Source organism: Paenibacillus sp. FSL R5-0749 (genome assembly GCF_038595085.1).
Lineage (GTDB): Bacteria > Bacillota > Bacilli > Paenibacillales > Paenibacillaceae > Paenibacillus.
On the sequence record NZ_CP152005.1, the window covers coordinates 2,766,733 to 2,788,115 of the forward strand.

The window sequence follows — 21,383 nt, forward strand, 5'->3', positions numbered from 1 at the left end:
TTTTTTTAAGAAATGACCTTACATTAGCACGTAATATATGTAGCCAACAATGTTGTACAAATTTGACCGATGGACAAATATTTTTCGTAAAGATGGGATTTTTTAGCTGCTCTTTTGTATAATAGGGGTTAGTTTAACTCGGGATACTCTCGAGATTCTGCCAAACAGGAAAGGGTGTACATAAATGAAATTTAGTGAGTATACGTATACACGTCCGAATCTGGAACACATCAAGACATCTTTCCGTGAGCTGTTGAGCGGTTTTGAAGCTGCGACAACGGTTGAGGAACAGAGTGGGTTCATGGATCAGATTAATGCGCTGCGCAGTGATTTTGAGACGCAAGCCCAATTGGTCTACATCCGTCATTCCATTGACACCAATGATGAATTTTACAAAGCGGAGAACGAATTTCTGGATGAAAATGCACCCATTGTGCAGGAATATATTACGGATTTTTACCGTGCACTGGTTAACTCGAAATTCCGCAATGAATTGGAGCAAAAATGGGGTTCACAGCTGTTCCAACTGGCGGATCTTTCACTGAAAACATTCAGCCCGGAAATCATTGAAGAACTCCAGAAGGAGAACAAACTTTCCACAGAATACAATCAGCTGATCGCTTCGGCCAAAATTCCGTTCGAAGGTGAAGAGCGCACGTTGCCACAGCTTCATCCATTTGAACTGTCCACGGATCGCTCCATGCGTGAGCGGGCTTCGGAAGCCAGATACACGTTCATGGCTGAGCATGAGGCTGAATTCGATCGTATTTACGATGAACTGGTTAAAGTGCGTACACAGATTGCGAAAAAACTGGGATATCCAAGCTATGTGGAACTCGGCTATGATCGCATGAACCGTACGGATTATAACGCAGAGATGGTAGCCAACTTCCGGGCCCAAGTTCGCGATTATATTGTACCTGTAGCGACCAAGCTCAGAGAGCGCCAGCGTAATCGGATTGATGTGGATACACTGTATTATTACGATCAGGGCTTCAGCTTCAAGACAGGTAACCCGACACCTAAGGGTGATGCGGAATGGATTATTGAGAATGGTAAAAAAATGTACGCTGAATTATCGCCAGAGACGGATGCATTTTTCCAGATGATGACCGACAACGAGCTTATGGATCTGGTCAGCAAAAAAGGTAAACAAGGCGGCGGATATTGTACGTTCCTGAACGATTACAAAGTGCCATTTATCTTCTCCAACTTCAATGGTACATCCGGTGATATCGATGTATTGACACATGAAGCAGGTCATGCTTTCCAGGTGTATGAGAGCCGTGATTTTGCAGTGCCTGAATACAACTGGCCGACATATGAATCGGCTGAGATTCATTCCATGAGTATGGAGTTCTTCACATGGCCTTGGATGCAATTGTTCTTCAAGGAAGATACGGACAAATACAAGTTTGACCACCTGTCTTCCGGTTTGTTGTTCATTCCGTATGGTGTAGCTGTGGATGAATTCCAGCATTTTGTATATGCGAACCCGGATGCGACACCAACGGAGCGTAAGCAGGCATGGCGTAACATTGAGAAGACCTATCTGCCACACATCAATTACAAAGATAATGCTTATCTGGAGCAGGGTGGTTTCTGGCATAAGCAGGGTCACATTTTCTCATCGCCGTTCTATTACATTGACTATACGTTGGCACAGATCTGTGCATTCCAGTTCTGGAAACGCAGCAACGAAGATTTGAAGTCCGCATGGGCCGATTACCTGACATTGTGCAAAGCGGGAGGAAGTTTGTCCTTCACAGGATTGGTTGAACTGGCTGGATTGAACTCACCATTTGAGGACGGTTGTGTTTCCTCCGTAATTGGAGATATTGAGGCATGGCTTGACGGTGTGAACGATAAGGCGCTTTAAGCCTTCGTAAGGATAAGGATGTTTCTATGAAAGTTCCTTCGTAAGGTATAAGTAGTGGATAAAGCTTTAAGATTGATAGGCAAGACGGCTTGGATACCTTCGGGTGTCCGGGTCGTCTTTTTTCATTACGGGTAAAAATAAACCTTAATGTAACATTTATCGTGTCCATTGTGATTTATTTCACTATATCTGAAAACGGATTCAGTTACAATGTAGATAGTAAATCAGGGGTTACAGGAGGCTGGTTCAGATGGCAACACATGCATATTATGTTCCGCCCGTGAACTTGATGGGTAGAGGTTGTTTACAGGAAGCAAGCCAGATGATTGGACAGATGGGTATCTGCAAAGCACTGGTCGTGAGTGATCGTCAATTGATAACTTCAGGCGTTGCAGAGCAGGTACTGTCTATATTAAGAAAATCAGGGTTAGACTATGTCGTATATGATGAGGTTCAGCCTAATCCAACATGTCAGAATGTACATGACGGACATCGATTATTCCAAGATCATGGCTGTGACGCCATTATATCGATAGGCGGAGGTTCACCACAGGATGCTGCCAAAGGTATTGGCATTGTGGCTACCAACGGTGGGCATATCCGTGAATATGAAGGATTGCATCAATCGAAACATAAGTCCGTGCCACTTGTAGCTTTTAACACAACGGCTGGCACATCGAGTGAGGTGACAATGAACTACGTGATTACAGATGAGGAACGTAAAGTAAAGATGGTAATGGTGGACCGTAATAGTCTGGTCTCCCTGTCGGTTAATGATCCGGAGTTGATGCTCAGCAAGCCAGCAAGTCTCACAGCGGCTACGGGAATGGATGCCTTAACCCATGCCGTGGAAGCGATGGTGACGCCTGGTGGATTTACAGTGACAAGTGCGACAGCTGCAGCAGCTGTTGAATTGATCTTTGAATATTTGCCAAGAGCCGTGAGGGACGGCAGTGATCTGGAAGCGCGGGAACATATGACGTACGCATGTTTCCTTGGCGGGATTGCTTTTAATAATGCGGGTCTAGGTTATGTCCACGCGATGGCGCATCAACTGGGTGGCGTATATGATCTGCCGCATGGGGTATGCAACGCCATGTTACTCCCTTATGTGGAGGAGCTGAATGCCAAGCATGTACCGGGCAAATTCCGTCACATTGCCAAAGCGATTGGTATGGATGTGAAGGGTAGAAGTGATGAGGAGTGTTCCGATTACGTTATTGGGGCCATCCGTCAGCTATCGAAGGAAGTTGGCATCCCTGAGAAACTGTCTGAGCTGGGTGTGAAAGATCCGGATGTGGAACTGCTTGCCGATAACGCGATGAAAGATGCCTGTGCACCAGGCAATCCCTATCAACCGTCCAAGGACGAAGTGATGGAGCTATTCCGCAAAATTATATAGACTTTTTCAGAAACGGATATGTCAAAGTACGATCCTATTGATGTTGAGGATCACGGATTATCCAATTCAAAAATAATAGACAAAATGAGCCGAGATCGAAAGTCGGCTTTTTTGTCGTGTAAACTCGATATTTTTACTTATTTTTCCACTTAATAATTGCACAAAAACTAAAGGATTTTGCTTCTCTATTATCGAATACAATATGAATAACAGCGGCTAGAGAAAGGGTAATCTTACCCGAAACTTGATGTCGATGTTTTCCAGTAAGATTCCCCAGTCCGTTTCGTGTTTAATGTTAAATAGGAGTATTCTATTTCATTGCTCACGAGCTACATCTTAAGTTCTTCATTTAACATTCACCTCTGTAAGTCAGTCAAGGCAATTCTACACCGCATCATCTCTATCTCAGGCTTCACAATCAAACAAGTTCAACTGCAATAAGACTCATCTGGTTACACATCTGTACAGCATGCTCCTAATCATGACAACAGTGTCCACACAACAGAATATCGATTATGGGCTCTGAAATGAATCAGAACGAATGCACGTGGAGGAGGCTGTAATGATGGCGAAAAAAGAAGTTGTAGCGATGCTACTTGCCGGAGGGCAAGGGAAGAGGTTAAAAGGATTAACGAAATCACTGGCTAAGCCGGCAGTATATTTTGGCGGTACGTACCGAATTATTGATTTTCCGCTAAGTAACTGCTCTAACTCGGGTATTGATACAGTGGGCGTATTAACTCAATATGAACCACTTGTCCTGCACTCCTATATTGGTATCGGCAGTGACTGGGATCTGGACCGTAAAAATGGCGGAGTATACGTACTTCCTCCCCATGAACGTGAAGACGGAAGCAGTTGGTACCGTGGTACAGCAGATGCCATTTTCCGTAACCTGAACTTTATTGAACAATTCGATCCTGAGCACGTGCTCATTCTGTCAGGGGATCATATCTATAAGATGGACTACGAAAAAATGCTCCAGTATCACAAAGATAAAGATGCGGATTGCACCATATCGGTCATTGATGTCTCATTGGAAGAAGCCAGCCGATTCGGGGTGCTGAACACCAACGATGACTATAGCATCTATGAATTTGAAGAAAAACCTCCTGAACCCAAGAGCACACTCGCTTCCATGGGTATCTATCTCTTCAAGTGGGATGTACTGAAACGTTTCCTGATCCAGGATGAACAACAGGCATCCACCTCCTATGACTTTGGTAAAGATATTATTCCTTTATTGCTTGAAAACGAAAAATCCTTATATGCATACCCATTTGAAGGTTACTGGAAAGACGTAGGTACCATTCGCAGTCTGTGGGAATCCAATATGGACCTGTTGGACGAAGACACACCGTTTAATCTGAATGATCCGGACTGGCGTATCTTTACACGTAATCCGAACCAACCTGCACAATACATCTCACCTTCGGCGAAGGTTCGCAATTGTATTATTAGTGAAGGCAGTATTGTGCACGGCGAGGTCAACCATTCCGTCCTCTTCTACGGGGTAGACGTTGGGGAGAACAGCGCTGTTATCGATTCGGTCATCATGCCAAGAGTGAAAATCGGGCAAAATGTGCGCATTTACCGAGCTATTATCGCAGAAGGATTGGTTATTCCCGATGGAACACAGATTTCGCCTGCACCGGAAGATGAGAGTGATATATTGCTCGTGGATCAGGAAGAACTGGAACGTCAGCTTCGCCAAGGAATAACCAGCAAGGCCTAATTGAAGTCAAAAGGACGGTGCATGCGATGAAACAATTGATTGGAGTTATTAACCTTGACCATGAACTTGAGGAATTGAAGGAATTGACGTACTTTCGCTGCGGAGCCGCGGTGCCTTATGCCGGGCGTTACCGTCTGATCGATTTTGTTCTATCCAATATGATGAATGCAGGGATTGAGAGTATAGGTGTATTTGTACGGCGAAAATATCGCTCGTTGATGGACCATCTTGGTGATGGGAAGCCCTGGGATCTGGATCGTAAGCATGGGGGCATGTTTATTTTGCCACCAGACTGGAACGATCCAACAGACACATCACAGGGGGATTTGCAGCATTTTCATAATAATTTGGACTTTTTCCACAGAGGTGCAGGACAGTATGTTGTGCATGCAGGTAGTCGCCATGTGACCAAAGCAGACCTCCAGGATGTCTACAGGTATCACATCAGCAAAGGAGCGGACGTTACACTGGTCTGCAAAAAAGTGGATCAACTGCTGCCTGAGCATGACGCCTGTGTCAAAGTTGACCATGACGGTGACGGTAACGTGGTGGACATTCACCAAAGCGCTAATCACCCGAATATATATACAGAAATTTTCATCATGGAAAAAGAATTGTTCCTGCGCCAGGTACAACGATGCATTGATCATGGCGAGAGCCATTTCTTCCGGGATGTGATTCAAAAAAATCCGGATGGATTGAATATCGCTGCGTATGCATATGATGGCTATCACGCAGTCATCAATTCCATTGACAGTTATTATCGCAACAGTATGGATCTGCTGAACACAGGGCAATATGAACAACTGTTCAAGGAAGATCCGATCCAAACCAAAATCAAATATGAAGCGCCTGCCAAATACCTGGATACCGCGAATGTTAAACATTCCCTCCTTGCCAACGGTTGCATTGTGGGTGGAGAGGTGGAGGACAGTATTCTGTTCCGTGGTGTACAGGTGGCCAAAGGTGCCAAAATCAAAGGTTCCATCATCATGCAGAAATGTTACATTGGTGAAGGGACAGTGCTTGAAAACGTCATTTTGGATAAAGACGTGAAGCTGACCGGAGGGCAGACGCTGATCGGTGACCGGTCGAATCCATACATTTTAGCGAAAAGCACTATTATCTAAAGCCCACACGTAACCGATATCTTCTATAAATATATATAAAATAAAAATTCTGTAGGATGGATTTAAGGTTCGTAGACGTAAGTTGTTTGGTAAAGAGCCTAGCAGTAAGTAAAGGGGACGAAATCGATTCTGAAGAAGCGTATATTGTCTCCAAATTTCAACCTTTTACTATATAAATTAAACTTAAACATTTACACAAAACGGAGAGGACAGAAAGAACCTGAAGAAGCGGAGCGTTCGCCTTTATCCCCGGATTTTTCCTTTTAAAAAAAGGAATCAAAAAAATCTGGGGATAACAGTGATCGGAAGGTTATTCTGTCATCGGAGTGGCCAGTGTGAATATTATTAGTTCAATGTATATAGGTAATCGAGAAAATTTGGAGACAACAGCGATCATAAGAACGATTCGTCACCGTAACGGCCACTTTGCACAATGTTGAGCAACGGAGTGTATGAACCGCCATCATCCTGCAGGGTTTCCCCGGGAGGAACCTACTTTTGTTTGACAACAAAGAAACGTTCAAGAGTATTTTTACACGGAATCTGGTCAGCAAATTGGGCAAACCGATTGAAGAAGCCACACAGGAAGACGTGTACCATGTACTGGGAAGCATGATTCGTGAATATGCAGGACAGGATTGGGCAGCGTCGAATCAGGGGTTCAAGCAGCGCCAGGATAAACAGGTCTATTACTTCTCGCTGGAATTCCTGATTGGACGTCTGCTCGGCAACAATCTGCTGAATGTAAACGAGTTGGAACTCGTCCGTGATAGTCTGGCGGAGCTGGGTTTTTCCTTGGAAGAGGTAGAAGAACAGGAGGCGGATGCAGGACTCGGTAACGGAGGTCTGGGACGACTCGCTGCCTGTTTCCTGGATTCACTCGCATCACTCGGATATGCAGGACATGGTTGTGGCATTCGGTACAAATACGGTTTGTTTGAGCAAAAAATCATCAATGGCAATCAGGTAGAGTTACCCGACAATTGGCTGGATAAAGGCAATGAATGGGAAGTCCGCCGTCCAGACAAAAAAGTGGAAGTGCAGTTCTGGGGCCGTGTAGAAGCTCACGAGCAAGATGGGGAATATCAATTTGTTACCAAAGATGCCGAAGCGGTTGTAGCCATTCCCTATGACGTGCCTGTCATCGGTTATGGTCAAACGCATGTGAACACATTGCGGCTATGGAGTGCTGAACCGAAGCGTGAAACTTCACTTGACACCCCATCGAACTACTACGGTTATCTGGATTATAGCCGTTCCGTTGAATCGATCTCCGAATTCCTGTATCCGGATGATTCCCAGTACGAGGGAAAGCTGCTGCGGTTGAAGCAGCAATACTTCATGTGTTCAGCAGGTGTACAGAGTGCCTTGCGTACGTTTAACAAGCTGGAGCTACCGTATGATCGTTTGCCAGATAAAGTGGCCTTCCACATTAATGACACACATCCAACTTTGGTTATACCGGAACTGATGCGCATCCTGATTGATGTGAAGGGTTATGGCTGGGATGAAGCATGGGACATCACAACGCGTACTGTATCGTATACCAATCATACAACACTGAGTGAGGCGCTTGAGAAATGGCCTGTAGCCATGATCAGCAAGCTGCTGCCGCGAATCTACATGATCATTGAAGAGATCAATAAACGCTTCTGTGGCATGCTGCTGGATCGGTATCCGGGTGATCAGGATCGTATAGGGCATCTGGCGATTGTTGCGAATGATCAGGTTCGGATGGCGCATCTGGCCATTGTAGGCAGTCATAGCGTGAATGGTGTTGCTGCATTGCACACCGAGATTTTGAAAGAGCGCGAGATGGCTCCGTTCTATGCACTGTATCCAGAGCGTTTCAATAACAAAACCAATGGGATTACCCATCGCCGCTGGCTGATGCATGCCAATCCTAAACTGTCGGATCTGATTACGGATACCATCGGTAACGAATGGATTACAGAGCCGGGCAAGCTGGACCAGTTGGCTGGCTTTGCGGATAGTGCATCATTCCAGGAGCAGTTCCGTTTGATTAAGCGGGATAACAAAGAGCGGCTTGCTGCGTATATTCTGGACCATACCGGGACATCAGTGAACCCCGATTCCATTTTTGATGTACAGGTGAAGAGACTGCATGGGTACAAAAGGCAGCTGTTAAACATTCTGCATGTCATGCATCTGTATAATCGACTTAAGAATGATGCTTCATTTGATATGGTACCGCGTACGTTCATCTTTGGTGCCAAGGCAGCGCCGAGTTATTATTTTGCCAAGAAAATTATCAAGCTGATCAACACCGTCGCTGATACGGTGAATCGGGATGCGGCCGTGAATGATCGCTTGAAGGTATTTTTCCTCGAGAACTATTCCGTCTCTCTTGCAGAGAAAATCATTCCTGCTGCGGATGTTAGTGAACAGATCTCAACCGCAGGTAAGGAAGCGTCCGGTACGGGCAACATGAAGTTTATGATGAACGGTGCTTTGACGATTGGCACGATGGATGGAGCCAACGTGGAGATGGCAGAGCAAGTTGGAGAGGAAAATATGTTCATCTATGGTCTGCGTGCAGACGAAGTGCTTGAGTATTATCGTTCCGGCAGCTATCGTCCAAATGAGATTGTGCAGCATGATGAACGTATTCGCGAGGTAGTGGAGCAATTGGTGCATCCAGGTGCATTCTGTTATCGTGACGGGGAGTTCTGGGATATTTATGACTCCTTGTTAGCTCATGGTGACGAATACTTTGTATTGCGTGATTTTGCTGCTTATGCAGATGCGCATGCTGCCATTGACCAGGCGTATCGGGATATTCCGGGCTGGACTCGAAAAGCGATATTAAATACGGCGCATTCCGGTATATTCTCCAGTGACCGTACCATTAGTGAGTATGCCACAGATATCTGGGGTATTCATCCCGTGTCGGGGAACTGGAAAGGTTGAGCATAGATTTCTAGACAAATAGGTCCCCTTGTTCACAAGAGTGATCTCTACTGGTTAATCAATCAGCAGAGTTAAACATCTCCTTGTGGAGCAAGGGGATTTTGGCATACAGTGTTTCATAGTATCATCAACTTGAAGAGAACCGCAACTCGCGTATCTTTCATCGAACAAGTTCGCACTCAAAATCAAAAAAAAGATCTGATTCTCAGTCATACTACATAAGAAATCGTTTGATATTTCGAATGAGATAGGGGACACGATGTTATGGATCATTACACACGAATTCAGCTTGCGATTGAGTATCTGGAGCAGCATTTGCAGGATGATTTTAATATCAGAGAGACGTCTGCTGCTGCGAGCTTTTCGGCGTTTCATTTTCAACGTTTATTTCAGGCGATCACCGGATTCACTGTACTGGAATATGTGCGCAGACGAAGATTAACGGAAGCTGCCGGGATGCTGCGGGGCTCGTCGGAAGGCATATTGGATATTGCGATGAACTTTGGCTATCGATCTCAGGAGGCGTTTACCCGTGCATTTTCAGCCTACTTTGGAATGACACCCGCGAAGCTGCGCAAGTTGGAAGCGGATCAGTTGTCTCTTTTGAAGATGCAACAGAGCATTGATTTCAATGATTATCGAACTTCGCTTAATGGAACATTCCATATGAACACACCCCGTCTGGTCACACGGGAACCGAACTGGATTGCCGGCTATGAATATAAGACCAACCTGAATGACAATCAGCATTATGCTGAAATACCTGGATTTTATCACGATTTTGGTGTGGAACAGAGATTCATGGGGATCCCGGAGAGGACACGCCCTGATATGGCTTATGGTGTGGCTTGTCATTTCGAAGAGGATGGAGCATTTTCTTTTATTGTGGGTGAAGAGAGCGGTGGAGCATCTCAGGTGCTTGAACCCGGTTTTACCTCGATTGAAATTCCGGGAGGATTGTATGCAGAGTTCACCGTGGAAGGCTCAGGGCAGGATATCAGGAAAATGATCTATGGCAGTTGGCTGCCACAGTCGAACTATGAACGGAGGGAAGGACCAGACTTTGAAGTGACGGATGTCTGGAAATCGACCCCTGAGCAATTGGACATGAAGATCTATATCCCGTTAAAATAGACCTACCGCTTCGCGGAAAACAAGGTCGGAGGATAGAGGGAATGAACGAAAAGTCGTGGCTCCACTCCAAGTGGATACTTGCAACGGTTGGTTTCATGGCAGTGTTATACGTATTGATCATGGGCAATTTACTGTTTGTCAGTGGACGAACGCAAGGCTTGTATTATCAATATAATCTCGTCCCCTTTGAGACCATTCGGCCACTTCTATTGGAGAGGGAGAGGTACCATACAGATGCCTGGGTCAAGAATTTGTTCGGCAATATCGTATTGTTCATTCCACTGGGCATCTGGATTCCCTGGTTGTTTCGGAGGTGTCGTTCGTTCCTGATCTTCACATCCACAGTTGTTTTGCTTCTGCTTGGTGTTGAAGTCATCCAATTGATTACAAGTGTAGGTTCGTTCGATGTGGATGACATTATTCTGAACACAGTCGGTGCCTGGATTGGTTACGCCGGATTTAAGCTATTCTTATTATCACCAGGAAAGACTCGGAATTGAGCCGCAGATCGCGGTCCATGACCGAGTCTTTTTGCATAAGAACCCTTTCATATGTTTACAAGGGAATCATTTCGGATAAAACATATTAACGGCTTATTTATATCGTATACAGAGATTATATATATAAATTGAACTACATTTACACGAAACGGAGAGGACAGAAATAACCTGAAGAAGCGAACGCGTTCGCCTAAAAGCTTTCTGAAAGAAAGCTGCATCGGAAGCATAGGCTATACCTGGATTTTCCCCTTATTGGGGTAATTCATAAAATCTGGGGATAACAGCGATTGGAAGGTTGTTCTCTCATCGGAGTGTCCAGTGTAAATATCCTTTAGTTCAATTTATATATAGTACAAAGATGAAAGCGAGGTGGGCGATATCGTTTGGTGGAAAGAGAGTGTGGTATACCAGATTTACCCGAACAGCTTCAAGGATTCGGACGGAGACGGATATGGCGACTTGCAGGGGATATGTGAGAAGCTCGATTATTTAGAGAATTTGGGCGTGGATGTGATCTGGCTCTGTCCCATCTATGATTCACCAGGACATGATAACGGATACGACATACGTGATTATTACGCCATTCTGCGCAAGTATGGCACGATGGAGGATTTTGATCGACTCTTGGCAGAGGCACATAAGCGTGGTCTCAAGATCATGATGGATCTGGTGTTGAATCATACGTCGGATGAACATGCCTGGTTTGCCGAATCGCGGTCGACAAAGATGAATCCGAAGCGGGATTATTATATTTGGCGTTCAGGCAAAAATGGCCAGGTGCCGAATAATTGGGAATCCTATTTTGGAGGTTCAGTGTGGAAGCATGATGCCGAAACGAATGAGTATTATCTTCATCTATACTCGGAACAGCAACCCGACCTCAACTGGAACAATGAACAGATGGCGGAAGAGATGTATGAGATGGTTCATTGGTGGCTGGAAAAAGGGGTAGACGGATTCCGTTTCGATGCAGTGGCGCATATCGCCAAGGCAGAGGGGCTGCCAAGTGCCCACAATCCGGACAATCTGCCAGTGGTTCCGGCATATCAGCTCTTTTCCAACCTGGAACAAGTCCATTCGATTCTGAAAAAGCTGAATAACATGATCCTGAAACCATACGGACCTATGACGGTTGGCGAGACTTCGGGACTTGGGCCTGAGCAAGCGCTGGCTTATGTGGGGACTGATCGTGATGAACTTAATATGGTATTCCAGTTTGAGCATATGTTTATCGATGCCAAATCTTCCGGAATTGGTAAGTGGAACTACAAGGAATGGAAATTGACTGATCTCAAAGAAATCATGAGCCGGTGGCAAACGGTTTTGCATGGTAGAGGCTGGAACGCCAATTATATGGGCAATCATGATCAGCCACGCCCGGTCTCCCGTTTTGGTGATGACGGTAAATATCGAGTGCGTTCTGCTCAGATGCTGGCCACGTGGATGCTTACACTTGAAGGAACACCTTATATCTACCAGGGAGAAGAGATCGGCATGACCAATGTCGCTTTTCCGAATATCGAGCAATACCGGGATATTGAGACGAAAAATTATTATAATCATTACATTGGTCAAGGTAAGTCGAAGCATGAAGTCATGCAGGCGATTTGGCTGAAGAGTCGCGATAATGCCCGTACGCCAATGCAATGGGATGATACGGAACACGCTGGATTTACCCAAGGTCAGCCCTGGATACAGGTGAATGATAATTATCCTGAGATTAACGTAGCTGATGCCGAAAGTGATCCACAATCCATTTTGCATTATTACAGAAAGCTGATTGCACTTCGCAAACAACATAAAGTGCTGATCTATGGCGCGTATGAACTACTACTGCCGGATGATCCGGATATCTATGCCTATACACGAACGCTGGATGATGAGCAGATGTTGGTCATTCTGAATTTCCGTGGGCATGAACCTGAGATGGAGTGGCCTGAAGGGTGGGGTGCTGAGAAAGCAAAACTGATCATCAGCAATGTCAGCAGACGTTATTCTACCGATGAAGGTGCCATTCAGCTTCAACCATATGAAGCAAGGCTATATCGTAGGAAGCAGTGAGACGGAAGTTATCCATTTTTGCGTTGGTGAAGAGCTATGATTTATAATCAATAGTGGTTTCAAAATAATCAAAACATATGTCGGGAGGAATCCGAGTTGTTGAATATTACGTTCCATGGTCACTCCAGTGTACAGCTGGGCACAGAAGAAAAGTCACTGATCATTGATCCCTTCCTGCGTGGCAACGAGCTTGCCGTCACGAAGCCTGAAGATATCAAGACCGATGTTGTATTGTTGACACATGCACATATGGATCACATCCTCGATGCTGAACCTATCGCCAAAGCGAATAACGCCAAAGTTGTGGCTATTGTGGAATTGGCTACATATATGTCCTGGAAAGGTCTGGATACACTCGGCATGAATATGGGCGGAACGGTGGATCTTGGCTTTGCTCAAGCCAAAATGATTCAGGCGTTCCATACTTCCGGGATTGTGCTGGAAGAAGAACAACGGATTATGTATGCAGGTTTGCCTGCTGGATATATCATTACTATTGGTGGTAAAACGATTTTGCATGCAGGAGACACGAGTCTCTTCGGGGATATGAAAATGATTGGTGATCGTCATGACATTGATGTAGCTTTCTTGCCGATCGGTGGACATTTCACCATGGGACCTGAGGATGCACTGCAAGCGGCCGAATGGTTCAATGCCAAACTGACGATTCCGGTTCATTATGATACATTCCCGGTGATTCGTCAGGATGCGGAACACTTCGTGCAACAGCTGGCTGCAAAAGGGTTGGAAGGGCGTGTGTTGGCCCCGGGAGATTCTCTTACCCTGTAAACCACATTTAACCCCTGTTCAATAATAATTGTATTTTTGGATAAAGACGAATATCACGTCAAGATAACTGACGCGATATTCGTCTTTTTTCGGTTTCAGGTTCAATTTTCACCGATAGAGTTGGTACAAATGACAAAAACATTAAAATTCCATTGTTGAACTCTGGTGTGGAATGATATAAAAAGTTACACGGAAACCAAACGGAAATCCGAATTGACCGCAAACAGGGGGAGCGTTCATGTCATTTGTGAAATCACTTTTCTTTCAAATTATTGTCGCGGTAATCATCGGGATTGGGGTAGGCATCCTGTGGCCGGATCTGGGCAGCTTGCTGCAACCGCTCGGAACAGGGTTCATCAAATTGATCAAAATGATCATCGCACCATTGATATTCATGGTGATTGTCACAGGCATTGCCAAGATTGGTGATCTGAAGTCGGTTGGTCGTATCGGACTGAAAGCCATCGTGTGGTTCGAGATTGCAACTACAGTGGCGTTGGTGCTTGGATTGGGGACAGCCAATCTGCTTCGCCCAGGGGCTGGAATGAACGTAGACCCTTCAACCATAGACGCAAGTGGCATTGAAGCGAAAACGAATGGTTCCGAGTTACCGCACACGGTCGACTTTATTATGAATATTATTCCGACAAGTGTTGTGGATGCCTTCGCACAGAATGCACTTATGCAAGTACTGCTCGTAGCCTGCCTGTTCGGGGTTGCGCTGGCAGCAACGGAGAGTAAGGCAAAAGAAAATGTACTGACGCTGATTGAGAACTTGCTCGGCATTGTGTTCCGCATCATCGGTTATATCATGAAACTTGCACCGATTGGTGCATTTGGAGCCATGGCCTACACGGTAGGAGCCTATGGGGCTTCCACATTGTCGTCCTTTGGTCTGTTGATTCTGGCCTGTTACGGTGCAGCACTGTTGTTTCTCATCATGTTGGCACTCGCTGCCTGGTGGATCACCGGGCTGAATTTCCTGCAATTTGTGAAGTATACCCGTGCTGAAGTTATGCTGGCGATTGGAACAGGATCATCGGAAGTGGTGATGCCACGCATGATGGACAAACTAACCAAGGCGGGATGCGATCGTGCGGTTGTGGGTCTTGTGGTGCCGACGGGGTACTCGTTCAATCTGGATGGCGCTTCAATCTATTTATCATTGGCAACGGTATTTGTTGCTCAAGCCGTAGGGATTGAATTGACATTGATGCAGCAGATTACGATTCTGCTGGTGTTAATGTTAAGTTCCAAAGGTATGGCAGGAGTACCTGGCTCCGCATTTCTGGCCCTGTCCGCAACGGCAGTAGCCGTCAATGCTTTTCCGGTAGCAGCGGTTGCTCTGCTGCTTGGTGCAGACCGTTTTATGGATACAATGCGTGTTTTCACAAACCTGATGGGCAACTGTGTTGCAGCATTCGTGGTTGCAAAATGGGAAGGTTTGTTGGATCAAAAGCGAATGCGTGCCGTGCTGTCTGGGGAGATCAGTGCTGCTGAATTGGAAAGAGAAGAACAAGCTGCGCTCTCCTTACTGAAGTTGAATCTGCAGGACAAACAAGGGAAAGCTTCCGTTTCACCAGAGATGTCATAAGAGGCGTGGCTCCGCTGTGGTGATGAAGTCAAGTGACAGCAACCCTATGATAACAATCCATTACAAAAGTAAAAAACAGCAGAGTACATTTAAAAAGTTCAACCAAGTTCAACCAAGATATACCGTCTGTTGCCCACACCACATGTAGGGAGAACAGACGGTTTTTTGTTGTACCAATACAGATATCATGGAGTTCACGAACGCTGATTCCAAAATAAATGTTACAGAGGAAAGGTTTATGGGGAATGTGTAGAAGAGGCGAAGAATAACCATATTATAGTTTCAACTTGTATATACATGTTTAGTTATGTAATATAGATATGAAGTTAACCGAGAACATCACATGAGAGCATTACAATTTATTGGAGGCGTTAACATGAGTTCTAACAATACAACTCCGTCATCTTGGTGGAAGACATCAACGGTGTATCAGGTATATCCGAAGAGTTTTAATGATACAACCGGATCGGGTACCGGAGATATTCGTGGATTAACCGAGAAGCTTGATTATTTGCAGCATCTGGGTATCGATATTGTGTGGTTGCAGCCGGTATATGTATCCCCGCAACATGATAATGGATATGACGTAGCGGACTATTACCGGATTAATCCGGATTATGGGACGATGGAGGATTTTGACGAGCTGTTGAAAGGTCTGAAGGCTCGCGATATGAAACTGATGATTGATATCGTGGTGAATCACTCTTCGACCGATCATGAGTGGTTCCAGCAATCCCGCTCTTCCAAGGATAATCCGTATCGGGATTATTATATTTGGAAAGATCCTGCCCCGGATGGCGGTGTGCCGAACAACTGGCAATCCAAGTTCGGTGGACCTGCTTGGCAGTATGATGAACAGACGGGACAATATTTCCTGACTTTATTTGATAAAACGCAGGCAGATCTGAATTGGGAGAATGAGGAAGTACGCAAAGCAGTACGGGATATGATTAAGTTTTGGGCTGAAAAGGGTGTAGACGGTTTCCGTATGGACGTGATCAACCTAATCTCCAAAGATCAGCGTTTCCCGGATGACGATGGCAGCGTATCACCTGGTGATGGACGCAAGTACTACACGGATGGACCGCGTGTACATGAATATATCACCGAGATGTACGACGAAGTATTCGGACCGTACAACATGGTGACCGTAGGAGAAATGTCCTCCACAACACTGGAACATTGTATCCGATATTCGAACCCGGCTTCCCGGGAGTTTTCAATGACGTTCAACTTCCATCACCTGAAAGTGGATTATCCGAATGGTCAGAAGTGGGAACTGATGCCGTATGATTTTGAAGCGATGAAGCAGCTCTTCAGTGAGTGGCAGACAGGCATGCAGGCGGGTGGAGGATGGAACGCGCTGTTCCTGAATAACCATGATCAGCCGCGAGCACTGTCCCGATTCGCTGATGATGGTGACTATCGTGCCGAGAGTGCCAAGATGCTCGCGACAACGATACACGGAATGCAAGGTACGCCTTATGTATACCAGGGTGAAGAGATCGGAATGCCGAATCCAGTCTGGAATGACGTTAGCGAGTTCCGCGATATCGAATCGACGAACATGTACCGCTTGCTTCAGGAAGAACGAGGGAAATCAGCGGAGGAAGCGTTCGAGATCGTGAAGGAGCGTTCCCGGGACAACTCCCGCACACCGATGCAATGGAATGGAAGTCAGAACGCTGGCTTTACTACGGGAACACCTTGGCTGAAGGTGGATGAGCGGTATCCTTCCATTCACGTGGAACAGCAGCTTGCTGACCCGGATTCCATCTACTACCATTACCGCAGATTGATTGCCCTGCGTAAACAGGTAAACGTGCTGATCGACGGTCTCTATGAACGTTTGGACGATGCACACCCGGATGTATTCGCATACGCACGGACCAATGGAAGTGAAACCCTGATTGTGGTATCCAACTTCAGTAAACGGGACGTCACATTCTCGCTTCCGGAAGTGGTCTGGAATGATCACATTGCAGGCAAATCAGCTGAATTACTCATTGGTAATACAGAGGCGGCTCCTGCTCTGACGCAGGAAATCTTGCTCAGTCCGTATGCATCCTATATGTGGCTTGTACCACAACAGGACTAATCATATTTTATAAATAGGAAGTGACACTATGGCAATTGATAAAAAACAGGTTGAGGAGATCGTCCGGGCAGTCGGCGGCAAAGAGAATATTGAAGCTGCAACACACTGTGTTACACGACTCCGGTTTGCCTTGTATGATGAGAGTAAAGTAGATACCGAAAGCCTGGATCAGAATGATCTGGTTAAAGGACAATTCTCTTCCCAGGGACAATTCCAGGTCGTTATTGGGCCTGGTCTGGTGGATAAGGTCTATGATGAGATGATTCAGATTACCGGTGGAGATCGTTCTTCCAAGGATGATGTGAAGGCGGTTGCTGGTAAAAAGCAAAATCCAATTCAGCGAGCGATTAAAACACTCTCGGATATTTTCATTCCAATCTTGCCAGCGATCATCACGGCAGGTCTTTTGCTCGGGATTAATAACATTCTGACAGGTCCAGGCATTTTCTTTGATGGAAAATCACTGGTGGATGTCTACCCAGCCTGGAAGGATCTTGCGTCCATTATTAATACGATTGCAAGTACAGCCTTCACGTTCCTGCCGGCTCTCATTGGTTGGGCAGCTGTAAAAAGGTTCGGCGGCAGTCCGCTGCTCGGGATCGTGCTTGGTCTCATTCTGGTACATCCCGATCTGCTGAGTGCATACGGTTATGCTGATGCCGTGAATAATGGCACAGTACCAACATGGAATTTGTTTGGTTGGGAGATTGAGAAGATCGGTTACCAAGGGCAGGTTCTGCCGGTACTGGTATCGGCCTATCTGCTTGCGAAGATGGAAATTTTCCTGAACAAAAGAGTTCATGATTCCATTAAACTGCTGGTCGTTGCACCAGTTACATTGCTGATTACCGGATTCCTGGCATTTACGATTATTGGACCGGTTACATTCGCCATTGCGAATGCAATTACGTCCGGCTTGATCTATGTATACGATTCATACGCGGCGCTGGGTGGTCTGATCTACGGTGGTCTATACGCTCTGCTCGTCATCACCGGTATGCATCACACATTCCTCGCGGTGGATGTTCAGCTCATTGGTAGTCAGGGCGGTACGTTCCTGTGGCCGATGCTGGCATTGTCTAATATCGCACAAGGTTCAGCGGCACTTGCGATGATGCTTGTCCTGCGTGAGAAGAAAATGAGAGGACTTGCGGCAACATCCTCGGTGTCGGCCTTCCTCGGGGTTACTGAGCCGGCGATCTTCGGAGTAAATATCCGTTACCGTTATCCGTTTATCTTCGGTATGGTCGGTTCCGCAATTGGTGGTGTGCTGCTGACGATCAATAATGTTCAGGCAACTTCCATCGGTGTAGGTGGTGTACCGGGCTTCCTGTCGATTTTCCCTAACAAGTGGGGCGTATTCTTCATCGGAATGGCAATCGTCTTGGTGGTACCGTTTGTACTGACGGTCCTTTTTGGCAGAGCCAAACTGAGAAAAGAAGATCGTAATGCAAGCAACGGAACGGATGCTGAGCCTACAGCGGCTACATCGCAATCTGCTTCGGCGGTTACCTCTTCCACTGCCAAAACTGAACCAAACCAGCGCACAAGTAGTGCAGCTCAAGTAGGGGACGAAGCAGTAAATACGCTTGAAATTATGGCACCATTAACAGGCCAGGCCGTGTCACTGGAGCAAGTACCTGATCCGGCTTTTGCCGAGAAACAGATGGGTGAAGGTGTAGCCATTGAGCCTTCCGGCAACCTGGTCGTAGCTCCGTTCGATGCTCAAGTCGCTCATGTGATCAAGAGTAAACATGCCGTGATTCTTGAACACGCGAGTGGACTACAAGTTCTGATCCATATCGGGATTAATACGGTATCCCTCAAGGGTGAAGGTTTCAATATGCATGTCGAAGCTGGCGAGCATGTAAAAGCTGGGCAAAAGCTGTTGGAGTTTGATCGTAAGGTCATTGAAGATGCGGGATACCCGCTGATTACACCGATTATCATTCCAGATGGCCAAGATATGGTTGAACGGGTGGAAGTCACGACAGGTGATGTTACCTCTAATCAAAATGGTGTGTTGAAGGTCCATCTGAAAGGTTAATTAAATATAACAACATGAAGGGGCTGCGTGATGTGCAGCTCCTTTTTGCTGTATGATCGTTATTTCCATGGTTATCATGGTAAACTGTATATAAAATGGAAGAATCACATTTTTGAAATACAGGTTCCTATATAGATTGAACTAAACATTTACACAAAACGGAGAGGACAGAAAGGACCTGAAGAAGAGGAGCTAAAAGCTTTCTGCAAGAAAGCTACATCGGAAGCATATGCTATCCCCAGATTTACCCTTTATAAAAGGAATAAAAAAATCTGGGGATAACAGTGATCGGAAGGTTGTTCTGTCATCGGAGTGTGCAGTGTAAATATTCTTTAGCTCATTTTATATAGTATGTTTTCTAATAAAACATGCTTCAGGCATGTTCGAGTGGTGGCGTTCATATGGTGGAGTAAGAGATCCTAGCGATCGATGAGGAGGAGAGCCATGACACGTATTGCGGTGATGGTCATTCATGGGCTGGGTATGCGGAAGGATGGGTACGCGGACAAGCTGATTACTTCTTTGCATAAGGAATTGGACAAGGTGATGGTCTTGCCTGGAGCCTCCAAACAGATGCTGGATATTGAGCCCGTATATTGGGCGGATGTATTTGAGGAGCGGGAAGAGATGTTGTTTCAACAGCTCGTCAGCTCTCCGGGATTGAATTACCAGTCGCTGCGACGATTTGTCATCCATTACCTGGCTGACGCGGTTGCATATCAACCTGTGGAAAATCAAGGCCATAACTATGATGCCGTACATCGAACGTTGAATCAGGCGATGCATACCCTTGCACAGCGTAACGGACCCGAAGCTCCGCTCTGTGTAGTTGCCCATAGTTTGGGTGCCGTAATCGCGAGTAACTTCTTCTATGATCTGCAATATCCGTCCAGTCGTATTCCTGAGGTTGTGGATGTGAGCTCGGCGTTGGAGCGGGGGGATACGCTTACTAATTTTTACTCGTTTGGTACAACCCTGCCTTTATGGAGTTTGCGTTACCATGACTTTAGTTGCCCAATTCAGGTGCCCTCTGCCCAGGTGAATCAGTATTATGCCGGACTGGAAGGGGAGTGGGTGAACTTCTACGATCGGGATGATATTCTGGGTTATCCATTACGCAACATTGATCCGGCTTATGAGAAAGCGGTCAAAGAAGACATTGAAGTGAACTCCGGCGGCGTAGCTATGAGTTGGAATCCGCTAAGCCATGGAGGGTATTTTTCCAATCGAAGCATGAATCGGAGAATCGCGCAGGGGTTGGCTAGAACATGGACCTGGATAAATCGTTCAATATAAGAGGTAGTTCAAAAAGTCCACTTTTGATTACGAAGGATGCCTAATGGCATCATCAGCATCGAATATGGAATTCAGCCGAAATGTCCGTTGCTCACGTAGCTCTATCTACGCTCCGCTACTCCATTTCTAGCTTCATCCCATCTTCTTGGTACTGAAAACTGATCTTTTTGAACATGTATTGTAAGTGTATTGAAATTAGGAGGGAATACGTATGGAATGCAGGACAGGCTGTGCCGCATGTTGTATCGCGATTTCCATATCATCACCGATACCGGGCATGGCTCATGGCAAGCCGGCAGGTGTACGTTGTGTGCAGCTTACAGATGATAATCGCTGCGGAATTTTTGGCCAAAAAGAGCGACCTGCCGTATGCAGTGGATTGCAGGCTGAGGAAGAGATGTGCGGTAGCACCGATCAGGAAGCATTTGATATTCTAACCTGGTTGGAGCAAGAAACTGCACCGACTGTCATTGCACCGAAAGTCGTTTGATTGACTTGTTTTAATTAAATAGGATAATTATACTTAATATGGAAGAAGGTAGATCTGGAGAGGAGATGCGAATACAATGGGGCTTGTTAAACGTTTTGTATTGGTTGTTGTGAATATGATCGGAGAGTTATGGATGGGCTTTTACCGACGTAACTCGGATTATTATGACCATCAGACTTCGGGGTCCAAGAGCAAGATGGGGTATTATGCATTTATTATTGGGGCAACGGTAGTTACGGTAGGCATTGTGGGCTGGATGTACAATCGAATTTATTCATAGGTCGTCATTTTGCTTAT

The 21,383-nt window shown here is 45.9% G+C and carries 15 protein-coding genes; all 15 read left to right on the forward strand.

Annotated features, from left to right (window positions below):
* The first annotated feature begins 184 nt into the window (after nucleotides 1-184).
* The 15 genes from MKY85_RS12540 (at nucleotide 185) to MKY85_RS12610 (ending at nucleotide 21,366) form a co-directional block, all read left to right on the forward strand.
* Entirely contained in the window at nucleotides 185-1,879 is a 1,695-nt protein-coding gene (locus MKY85_RS12540) for a M3 family oligoendopeptidase (RefSeq protein WP_342572724.1), read from the forward strand.
* Between the two features lie 250 nt (nucleotides 1,880-2,129).
* Nucleotides 2,130-3,281: an iron-containing alcohol dehydrogenase gene (locus MKY85_RS12545; protein ID WP_342572725.1), complete on the forward strand. Its 1,152-nt coding sequence runs from the start codon at nucleotides 2,130-2,132 to the stop codon at nucleotides 3,279-3,281.
* A gap of 565 nt (nucleotides 3,282-3,846) precedes the next feature.
* A complete protein-coding gene (locus MKY85_RS12550; RefSeq protein WP_339243038.1) occupies nucleotides 3,847-5,016 on the forward strand; it encodes a glucose-1-phosphate adenylyltransferase in 1,170 nt (389 codons plus the stop codon).
* Between the two features lie 26 nt (nucleotides 5,017-5,042).
* Nucleotides 5,043-6,146, forward strand: coding sequence for a glucose-1-phosphate adenylyltransferase subunit GlgD (glgD, locus tag MKY85_RS12555; protein WP_339242018.1), 1,104 nt, complete (start codon nucleotides 5,043-5,045; stop codon nucleotides 6,144-6,146).
* A gap of 498 nt (nucleotides 6,147-6,644) precedes the next feature.
* On the forward strand, nucleotides 6,645-9,077 hold the full coding sequence (locus MKY85_RS12560; RefSeq protein WP_342572726.1) for a glycogen/starch/alpha-glucan phosphorylase: 2,433 nt from the start codon (nucleotides 6,645-6,647) through the stop codon (nucleotides 9,075-9,077).
* Nucleotides 9,078-9,341: 264 nt separating this feature from the next.
* Nucleotides 9,342-10,211: an AraC family transcriptional regulator gene (locus tag MKY85_RS12565; protein WP_342572727.1), complete on the forward strand. Its 870-nt coding sequence runs from the start codon at nucleotides 9,342-9,344 to the stop codon at nucleotides 10,209-10,211.
* Nucleotides 10,212-10,252: 41 nt separating this feature from the next.
* Nucleotides 10,253-10,711 carry a VanZ family protein gene (locus MKY85_RS12570; RefSeq protein ID WP_342572728.1) on the forward strand — a complete coding sequence of 153 codons (459 nt, stop codon included), beginning with the start codon at nucleotides 10,253-10,255 and terminating at the stop codon, nucleotides 10,709-10,711.
* A 369-nt stretch (nucleotides 10,712-11,080) separates the two neighbouring features.
* Entirely contained in the window at nucleotides 11,081-12,772 is a 1,692-nt protein-coding gene (locus MKY85_RS12575; protein WP_342572729.1) for an alpha-glucosidase, read from the forward strand.
* A 96-nt stretch (nucleotides 12,773-12,868) separates the two neighbouring features.
* Nucleotides 12,869-13,561, forward strand: coding sequence for a metal-dependent hydrolase (locus MKY85_RS12580; protein WP_339242027.1), 693 nt, complete (start codon nucleotides 12,869-12,871; stop codon nucleotides 13,559-13,561).
* A gap of 238 nt (nucleotides 13,562-13,799) precedes the next feature.
* Nucleotides 13,800-15,155, forward strand: a complete 1,356-nt coding sequence (gene dctA / locus MKY85_RS12585; protein WP_342572730.1) for a C4-dicarboxylate transporter DctA — start codon at nucleotides 13,800-13,802, stop codon at nucleotides 15,153-15,155.
* 376 nt (nucleotides 15,156-15,531) lie between these two features.
* Complete coding sequence (gene treC, locus MKY85_RS12590) at nucleotides 15,532-17,253, forward strand: alpha,alpha-phosphotrehalase (RefSeq protein ID WP_342572731.1); 1,722 nt, start codon at nucleotides 15,532-15,534, stop codon at nucleotides 17,251-17,253.
* Nucleotides 17,254-17,281: 28 nt separating this feature from the next.
* Complete coding sequence (gene treP, locus MKY85_RS12595; protein ID WP_342572732.1) at nucleotides 17,282-19,300, forward strand: PTS system trehalose-specific EIIBC component; 2,019 nt, start codon at nucleotides 17,282-17,284, stop codon at nucleotides 19,298-19,300.
* Nucleotides 19,301-19,744: 444 nt separating this feature from the next.
* On the forward strand, nucleotides 19,745-20,596 hold the full coding sequence (locus MKY85_RS12600; protein WP_342572733.1) for a chemotaxis protein: 852 nt from the start codon (nucleotides 19,745-19,747) through the stop codon (nucleotides 20,594-20,596).
* Nucleotides 20,597-20,807: 211 nt separating this feature from the next.
* Nucleotides 20,808-21,086 carry a YkgJ family cysteine cluster protein gene (locus tag MKY85_RS12605; RefSeq protein ID WP_339242037.1) on the forward strand — a complete coding sequence of 93 codons (279 nt, stop codon included), beginning with the start codon at nucleotides 20,808-20,810 and terminating at the stop codon, nucleotides 21,084-21,086.
* Between the two features lie 76 nt (nucleotides 21,087-21,162).
* Complete coding sequence (locus tag MKY85_RS12610; protein WP_339242039.1) at nucleotides 21,163-21,366, forward strand: hypothetical protein; 204 nt, start codon at nucleotides 21,163-21,165, stop codon at nucleotides 21,364-21,366.
* The last annotated feature ends 17 nt before the right edge of the window (nucleotides 21,367-21,383 follow it).